Genomic DNA, 8,319 nt, shown 5'->3' on the forward strand with positions numbered 1-8,319 from the left:
GGGTTCAGAGATGGCTAATATCATTTTTATCGATAACTTTGACTCGTTCACCTACAACCTTGTGGATCAGTTCCGCTCGCTAGGTCACTCAGTCAAGATTTACCGAAACAACATCCCAGCAGAAACCATCGAACAAGCAGTAAACGAGCTTGAAAACCCAGTGCTTCTGCTATCACCAGGTCCTGGTGCACCGTCAGAGGCAGGCTCAATGCCAGAGCTTATCCAACGCATGAAAGGCAAAGTACCGATGATCGGCATTTGTCTTGGTCACCAAGCGATTGTCGAAGCGTACGGCGGCACCGTTGCTGGCGCGGGCGAAATTATTCACGGTAAGGTCTCTATGATGGAGCACCAAAACCATGCGATTTACCAAAACCTACCATCACCACTTGCAATTGCGCGCTATCACTCGCTAGTTGCAACCAAGGTTCCTGAGAGCCTAACCATCACAGCAGAAGTGGATGACTTGGTAATGTCTGTTGTACATGAAGAAGATAAAGTTTGCGGGTTCCAGTTCCACCCGGAATCTATTATGACGACCTACGGAGCAACACTGTTGGCCAATGCCATTGAATGGGCGCTTGAAGAATAAACTTCAGTAAACCCACTCACTGCTTAAAAAGCACTTGGCACATAAGAAATTTAGGAGAGGAAATATGGAAGCAATCATCAACCCTATTATTACCAAACTGTACGAGCAAGAATCGCTTACTCAGGAAGAGAGCCAACAGCTGTTCGACATCATCATCCGTGGTGAGCTAGACCCAATTTTGATGGCATCAGCACTGACTGCACTAAAAATCAAAGGCGAAACGCCAGATGAAATTGCAGGCGCGGCAAAAGCACTACTGGCAAATGCAAACCCATTCCCTCGCCCAGACTACGATTTCGCAGATATCGTAGGTACGGGCGGCGACGGTCACAACACCATCAACATTTCAACCACCGCGGCGTTTGTTGCTGCAGCATGTGGTCTAAAAGTGGCGAAACACGGTAACCGCAGCGTTTCAAGCAAATCGGGTTCTTCTGACCTTCTTGATTCATTTGGTATCAATCTAGCAATGAGCGCAGAAGATACGCGCAAAGCAGTAGACGAGATCGGTGTTGCTTTCCTATTTGCACCTCAATACCACGGTGGTGTGCGCCATGCGATGCCAGTGCGTCAAACCATGAAAACACGCACCATCTTCAACATTCTTGGCCCACTGATTAACCCTGCTCGTCCTAACATCGAATTGATGGGCGTTTACAGTGAAGAACTGGTTCGTCCTATCGCAGAAACCATGCTACAAATGGGTATGAAGCGCGCCGCTGTAGTACACGGCAGTGGCTTGGACGAAGTCGCGATTCACGGTGAAACAACCGTTGCCGAAATCAAAGACGGTGAGATCACAGAATACAAATTAACGCCTGCAGACTTCGGTCTAGACGCGCACCCACTAGAAGCAATCAAAGGTGGCGATCCTGAAGAAAACAAAGCGATCATTACCAATATTCTGACGGGTAAAGGTACAGACGCACAATTGGGTGCAGTGGCAGTAAACGTTGCTCTGCTAATGCGTCTATTCGGCCACGAAGATTTAAAAGCCAACACGCAACAAGCGATTGAGGCAATGAATTCAGGCAAGGCGTACCAATTGGTACAACAACTTGCCGCACACGCTTAAGGAATTGAAGAAGATGACTGACTTCAACACTCAGCAAGCTGACAACCTGTCTGAACACGTTTCTAAAAAAGAAGCAGAAATGGCAGAAGTACTGGCGAAAATTGTCCGCGACAAATATCAGTGGGTAGCAGACCGTAAGGTTTCTCAACCGCTAAGCACATTTCAGTCTGATTTGCTGCCATCGGATCGCAGTTTCTACGATGCTCTGAGTGGCGAAAAGACGGCATTCATCACCGAGTGTAAGAAGGCATCTCCTTCTAAAGGTTTGATTCGTGATCACTTCGACTTGGATTACATTGCATCAGTTTACAACAACCATGCTGACGCGATTTCGGTACTGACAGACGAAAAGTACTTCCAAGGCAACTTTGACTTTCTTCCTCAAGTGCGCGGTCAAGTCAAACAACCCGTTCTGTGCAAAGACTTCATGGTAGATACCTACCAAGTTTACCTAGCACGTCATTACAGTGCTGATGCCGTGCTACTGATGCTTTCTGTCCTAAATGACGAAGAGTACAAAGCGCTAGAAGAAGCAGCACACAGCCTGAACATGGGTATCCTGACCGAAGTCAGCAACGAAGAAGAGCTTCATCGTGCTGTTAAGCTAGGCGCACGCGTTATCGGCATCAATAACCGTAACCTTCGCGACCTAAGTACTGATTTGAATCGTACGAAAGAACTGGCACCGACAATTCGTGAACTGGCTCCTAACGCAACAGTAATCTCAGAATCTGGCATTTATACACATCAACAAGTTCGTGATTTAGCGGAATACGCAGACGGCTTCTTGATTGGTAGTTCACTGATGGCGGAAGATAACCTAGAGCTAGCAGTACGCAAAGTGACGCTGGGCGAAAATAAAGTCTGTGGTCTCACTCATCCAGATGACGCAGCAAAAGCGTATCAATCTGGCGCAGTATTTGGTGGCCTGATTTTTGTCGAGAAGTCGAAGCGTGCGGTCGACCTTGAGAGTGCGCGCTTAACCATGAGCGGTGCTCCGCTGAACTATGTAGGCGTTTTCCAAAATCACGATATCGATTTTGTTGCTTCTGTCGTGACCTCTTTGGGTTTAAAAGCGGTGCAACTGCACGGTCAAGAAGACCAAGCTTACGTAAACCAACTCAAAGCCGAACTGCCAGCAGCGGTAGAAATTTGGAAAGCTTACGGCGTTACTGATGCCAAGCCAGAACTACTAGCAGACAACATTGATCGCCATCTATTAGATGCGCAAGTTGGCACTCAAACTGGCGGAACTGGTCAAGTGTTCGACTGGTCACTGATCGGCGACCCAAGTCAAATTATGCTAGCGGGCGGACTGTCGCCAGAAAATGCTCAACAAGCAGCGACACTAGGTTGCTTGGGATTAGATTTAAACTCTGGTGTAGAAAGCGCACCAGGCAAAAAAGATTCACAGAAGTTGCTCGCGGCCTTCACCGCCATTCGCAACTACTAAAGCTGGATATCAGCTAAAAAATTTAAAGCTATTCGTAGCGAAAAATACGAGAAGGAATATAACGATGGCAAAACTGAATGCCTACTTTGGCGAATACGGCGGTCAGTACGTTCCGCAAATTCTAGTTCCAGCATTGGAGCAACTAGAGCAAGCGTTTATCGACGCGCAAGAAGATCCAGAATTCCGCAGCGAATTCATGACGCTTCTTCAAGAGTATGCGGGCCGTCCAACGGCTTTGACTCTAACTCGTAACCTAACCAAAGGTACGAAAACCAAACTGTACCTAAAACGTGAAGACCTACTTCACGGTGGCGCGCACAAGACCAACCAAGTGTTAGGTCAAGCACTGCTTGCGAAACGCATGGGTAAAAACGAAATCATCGCTGAAACAGGCGCAGGCCAACACGGTGTTGCAACCGCACTAGCGTGTGCACTACTTGGCCTTAAGTGTCGCGTGTACATGGGTGCAAAAGACGTTGAACGTCAAAGCCCGAACGTATTCCGTATGAAGCTTATGGGCGCAGAAGTTATTCCTGTCCACTCGGGTTCAGCAACACTTAAAGACGCGTGTAACGAAGCGCTACGCGACTGGTCTGCAACTTATGAAGACGCGCACTACCTATTAGGTACAGCGGCAGGCCCTCACCCATTCCCAACCATCGTGCGCGATTTCCAACGCATGATTGGTGAAGAAACGAAGAATCAGATTTTGGCACGTGAAGGTCGTCTTCCTGATGCGGTTATCGCGTGTGTGGGCGGTGGTTCAAACGCTATCGGTATGTTTGCTGACTTCATCGAAGAAGAAAGCGTTCGCCTAATTGGTGTTGAGCCAGCTGGTAAAGGTATCGATACCGACCAACACGGCGCACCACTTAAACACGGTAAAACGGGTATCTTCTTTGGTATGAAAGCGCCATTGATGCAAGATCCAAACGGTCAAGTTGAAGAGTCATACTCTGTTTCTGCTGGTCTTGATTTCCCTTCAGTTGGTCCACAGCACGCACATCTAAACGCAATTGGCCGTGCTGAATATGACAACGTGACGGATGATGAAGCACTAGAAGCGTTCCAAGAAATTGCGCGTCACGAAGGTATCATCCCTGCTCTAGAATCTTCTCACGCACTGGCTCATGCACTGCGTATGGCTCGTGAGAATCCAGAAAAAGAACAATTGTTAGTTGTGAACCTATCAGGTCGTGGTGATAAAGATATCTTCACTGTACATGCCATCCTAGAAGAAAAAGGAGCGATCTAATGAGCCGTTATGCAAAGATGTTTGAGCGCCTAAACGAGAAAAAACAAGGCGCGTTTGTACCGTTCGTAACGGTTTGCGATCCAAACGCAGAACAGTCTTACAAAATCATGGAAACATTGGTTGAGTCGGGCGCAGATGCCCTAGAACTCGGTATTCCATTCTCAGATCCTCTTGCGGATGGCCCGACTATCCAAGGTGCGAACATTCGTGCTCTAGATTCTGGTGCTACGCCTGATATCTGCTTCGAGCAAATTGGTAAGATCCGAGCTAAGTACCCAGAGCTACCTATTGGCCTTCTGATGTACGCGAACCTTGTATACTCTCGTGGTATCGAAAACTTCTATGAGCGCTGCGCAAAAGCGGGCATCGATTCGGTTTTGATTGCAGACGTACCAACCAATGAAAGTGCAGAGTTTGTTGCTGCTGCAGAGAAGTTTGGTATTCACCCAATCTTCATCGCACCACCAACGGCAAGTGATGAAACACTGAAGCAAGTATCAGAGTTGGGTGGCGGCTACACTTACCTACTCTCTCGTGCAGGTGTTACTGGCGCAGAAACCAAAGCAAACATGCCTGTAGGTCATATGCTCGATAGACTGAACCAGTTTGATGCGCCACCAGCGCTACTTGGTTTTGGCATCTCTGAGCCTGCACAGGTGAAACAAGCACTAGAATCTGGCGCCGCTGGTGCAATTTCTGGTTCAGCCGTGGTAAAAATCATTGAAGCGAACGTTGATCAGCCACAAATTATGCTCGACAAGCTAGGTGAATTCGTTTCTGCAATGAAAGCTGCCACTCAAAAATAATTTCAGTTTGATATGACACAACAACGCCCGCTTAACATTATGTTTAGTGGGCGTTTTCTTACTATCGCGTTTATACCACGTCATTTTTTGTTCAACGCCCGCACTTTCCAAATCTATCTCAAGCAGAGCACTCAAAGAGTGTTAAGCTTGGGTAACTTAACTCACTCAATAAAGCAATGTGCAGTAAGGTTGCTACATGGAAGAAGTCAAAACACTGCTAGCCAAATGTCCTGTACTATCAGGGCTGCCAGATAAAGGGCTTAGTGAAGCAGCGCAAATGACTAAGGTTCGCTGCTTCGACGAAAAAGCACTGATTTGCAATAAAGGTGCGCTTCAATCTTCTCTTATGGTCATAGCTCAAGGTGCAGTGAGAGTGAACTCAATTAGTTCAAAAGGCAAAGAAGTCACACTGATGATTTTCGAAGCTGGTGGCTGGTTTGGAGACAATGTTTTTTCTCCCGGTATGCCTCGTATTTTTGGTGCGACCGCGCATTCTGACGTGACTGTAATGGAGCTTCCTGGAGATAAATTTCGCCAATTACTCGCCAAATACCCTCAAAGTTACCCCACTATACTCGACTTACTTAGCCGCCGCTTGTGGTCTGCTATTTCTGTTATCGAAGATGACGCGATTAGAGGAATTGAAGAACGAGTCGCCAAAAGGTTACTGCTGCTTGCAGAATACCAACTTAATCAAGCGATCGATACTCGACCATGCGTTGTCAGGGTAACAAGAGAACATATCGCTAACATGATGGGGCTAACTCGTCAGAGCGTACACAAGATACTAAAACGATTAGAAAGTATCGGGATGCTAGAGCTAAACTATGGCTCAGTAACCATTACCAATCCGAAACGCTTAGAAGAATACTTTAAAGAACTCGAGCAATAGATCCATTCAACAAACGGTAAGTATTGTCTAACGATAGCTAAAAACCTTATGCATCTAATTGGTCAAGAGCACAACACCATTTGCACTTATGCAAGTGGCGCTGTGACACAAAAACCATTGAATTGACTAAGCTATATTCAATTCAGATTTCAACTCACGTTTCAAAATCTTTCCTGTCGCACTCATCGGGAGGTGTTCACGAATTTCGACATAACGAGGATATTTAAACGAGGCTAATTGCTCTTTACCCCACTTTTGTAATGAATCGGCGTCAATGTATTCTTTTGGTTTAAGTACAACGTAGGCTTTTATCTCTTCGCCATACTCTTCATTTGGAATCCCTATCACCGCGACCATTGAAACGGCAGGATGAGTCATGAAAACTTCTTCAATTTCTCTGGGATAAACATTAAATCCACCTCGAATGATCAGATCTTTCATTCTATCGACAATAAATAAATTACCTGAACTGTCAAAGCGGCCCACATCACCAGTATGGAACCAACCATTTTGTAGCGCAGATTCAGTAACTTCTGGGCGGTCAAGATATCCCTTCATAACATTATGACCACGCACAACAATCTCACCTTCTTCGCCTATCGGTAGTGCATTGCCTTCAATGTCGATAACTCTTACTTCGACGCCTTGAACCGGTTGACCTACCGAGCCTGGTATTCGCTCCTGATCTAAATGATTAAAACATGCAATAGGACTTGTCTCCGACAACCCGTATCCTTCTAAGATCGGCACATTAAATGTTTCTTCAAAGGTTCGAAAGATTTCGGTTGGTAATGGCGCACCACCGCTTACTGCAACACGCAATGACGAGGTATCAAATTGATGCTGCACATGAAGCAGACCGATGTACATCGTTGGCACACCAGCAAATATCGTCACCCTATGTTTTTCCACCAGCTCAAGAACATGTTTAGGCTCAAACCTAGGCACTAACACCAATGTTGCCCCGCCCAAAACACTAGCATTTAAGTGGACGGTTTGACCAAATGTATGAAATAAAGGCAAAGTTACTAAGTGAATATCATCGGCCTGGCTGCCCATAATGTTTTGTGCCACCAGAGCGTTCATTATGATGTTCTGCTGAGTCAGTTCAGCGCCTTTTGGTAAGCCTGTCGTCCCTGATGTATACAAAATCACACATGTATCATCCGCATTACGCGGTATATAATCCGGCAACGGTTGGACATCGGCTATAAACGCATTGAGAGTTATTACACCATTCCAATAGCTTTCATCTTGAGATTGAGTCAATACGACTATGCCTTCGCATGTATCGACTTGTTCAAAGGCTTTGACACCCTCTTTTGCCATTGGCAGTTCTTTCGTCCCTTCAAAGCAGAAATAAAACTTCGCTTTTGAATCTTCTAAGTGATACTTAATTTCTCGCGCTTTCAAAAGCACATTTAATGGGACTGCAACCGCGCCAGCTTTTTGTATTGCATAATAAACAAACGCGAAAAAAGGAATGTTTGGGCATGAAATCGCAACGCGGTCACCTGGCTTTACGCCTTTATTGATTAAAGACGCTGCGATCTTGCCGGCGATCGCATCAAACTGCGCATAATTTATCTTTTCAGTGCCACATATCAACGCCGTTTTATCTGGTTTACTCGCAGCATTTCTTTGTAACGCAGCAGCAAGATTCATCATAGTCTCTTCACCTCTTACTTGTCTTTCTCGTCTAATCAGCTCAGGAGCATTAACTAAGCAAGTTATCTCTAACACTGGATCGTCAGCATTTGAGTCTCACCAGTCATTACAATTTAACATTACGTTTACAACGCAATTAGAGCCAAGAATGTAAAGCAATTAACATTTCAGAAGGCAAATTAATAAAAGTGTGAGCTTGAAAGAGATGAATTGTTATAAATATCAACCCAAGTCACTAAAAACTCTGACTGCAATAGCAAATACAAAAGCGGTTAAAATTAACAAAAAGAAAACAAATAAAGAAAAATAAACTTGAACAATCCTAAGCGCGACCCTTATAAGAAAAATCAATAGCAAACGTTTGCTATTGAACAAAACTTTATCGTTCGTCAATAAAATATCGATTAATCCATCAATAATACCTTGCTGCATATTGCCAATTGTAAACGATAAGTGTAAAAAGCAAGGCGAGATAATTATCCGTAAATCCATTTATGGTTAGTGGGTAATTTTAGGATTTTACATTTTATTAGCACAGAGGTTATGGAAGTGTTAAAAGAAAAGAGTTTGCTAAACAA

7 protein-coding genes are annotated in these 8,319 nt (G+C 45.1%); 6 read left to right on the top strand and 1 reads right to left on the bottom strand.

Going from position 1 to position 8,319, the window contains the following annotated elements:
* Window positions 1-10: 10 nt before the first annotated feature.
* The 6 genes from R7P35_RS14220 (at window position 11) to R7P35_RS14245 (ending at window position 6,073) form a co-directional block, all read left to right on the top strand.
* Window positions 11-592 (top strand): aminodeoxychorismate/anthranilate synthase component II, encoded by a 582-nt coding sequence (locus R7P35_RS14220; protein ID WP_213904849.1) that lies wholly within the window; start codon window positions 11-13, stop codon window positions 590-592.
* 64 nt (window positions 593-656) lie between these two features.
* The gene (trpD, locus tag R7P35_RS14225; protein ID WP_213904850.1) at window positions 657-1,667 is read left to right on the top strand and encodes an anthranilate phosphoribosyltransferase; all 1,011 of its coding nucleotides are present in this window, start codon (window positions 657-659) and stop codon (window positions 1,665-1,667) included.
* A gap of 13 nt (window positions 1,668-1,680) precedes the next feature.
* Window positions 1,681-3,120 carry a bifunctional indole-3-glycerol-phosphate synthase TrpC/phosphoribosylanthranilate isomerase TrpF gene (gene trpCF / locus R7P35_RS14230; protein WP_045387818.1) on the top strand — a complete coding sequence of 480 codons (1,440 nt, stop codon included), beginning with the start codon at window positions 1,681-1,683 and terminating at the stop codon, window positions 3,118-3,120.
* Between the two features lie 64 nt (window positions 3,121-3,184).
* On the top strand, window positions 3,185-4,375 hold the full coding sequence (gene trpB, locus R7P35_RS14235) for a tryptophan synthase subunit beta (RefSeq protein ID WP_005445041.1): 1,191 nt from the start codon (window positions 3,185-3,187) through the stop codon (window positions 4,373-4,375).
* Complete coding sequence (trpA, locus tag R7P35_RS14240) at window positions 4,375-5,181, top strand: tryptophan synthase subunit alpha (RefSeq protein ID WP_213904851.1); 807 nt, start codon at window positions 4,375-4,377, stop codon at window positions 5,179-5,181. The genes trpB and trpA overlap by 1 nt, the downstream gene beginning before the upstream one ends.
* Before the next feature lie 196 nt (window positions 5,182-5,377).
* Entirely contained in the window at window positions 5,378-6,073 is a 696-nt protein-coding gene (locus tag R7P35_RS14245) for a Crp/Fnr family transcriptional regulator (RefSeq protein WP_005376777.1), read from the top strand.
* 126 nt (window positions 6,074-6,199) lie between these two features.
* On the opposite strand, the gene R7P35_RS14250 is transcribed toward R7P35_RS14245, so the two are convergent.
* Window positions 6,200-7,741, bottom strand: a complete 1,542-nt coding sequence (locus tag R7P35_RS14250; RefSeq protein ID WP_054577046.1) for a long-chain-fatty-acid--CoA ligase — start codon at window positions 7,739-7,741, stop codon at window positions 6,200-6,202.
* Between the last annotated feature and the right edge of the window lie 578 nt (window positions 7,742-8,319).

The organism is Vibrio sp. Vb0304, assembly GCF_033338995.1.
In the GTDB taxonomy this organism is placed as follows: domain Bacteria; phylum Pseudomonadota; class Gammaproteobacteria; order Enterobacterales; family Vibrionaceae; genus Vibrio; species Vibrio alginolyticus.